Annotated in this window: 1 protein-coding gene; it reads right to left on the bottom strand. The window is 71.7% G+C overall.

The window, feature by feature from the left end; all coding sequences use genetic code 11:
* Positions 1-290, bottom strand: a 290-nt coding sequence (locus IF89_RS40080; RefSeq protein ID WP_043195121.1) for a hypothetical protein, incomplete at both ends; no start/stop codon positions are given.

Below are 290 nucleotides of genomic sequence, written 5' to 3'. Positions count from 1 at the left end.
GGTTTCCCGGCCGTAGTCGGTGTAGGCGCGGGCGGTGAGCGCCTGGGCTGACGGTCCGGTTTCCAGGATGGTGTTGCCGCGGCGGTCGGCGTGCAGGTAGCGGGCTGCGCCGGGGGTGCCGGTGAGGGTGCGTGCTTCGCGGCCCCCTGCTCCGGTGAGGTAGCTGCCGGTGCGCGGCGGTCCGCTTGTGTCCGCGCTTGTGTGGGTGTCGTTGGCGATGGCGCCGTCGGGGGTGTAGTGGAAGAGGACGGTGGTGCGGGTGCCGTCGGGGTTGGTGGTCTCGGTGGTTT

Source organism: Streptomyces sp. NRRL F-2664 (assembly GCF_000719345.1).
Taxonomy (GTDB): Bacteria; Actinomycetota; Actinomycetes; order Streptomycetales; family Streptomycetaceae; genus Streptomyces.
Note: the sequence above shows the minus strand (reverse complement) of the source record. Positions and strands in the feature narration are given on the sequence as shown.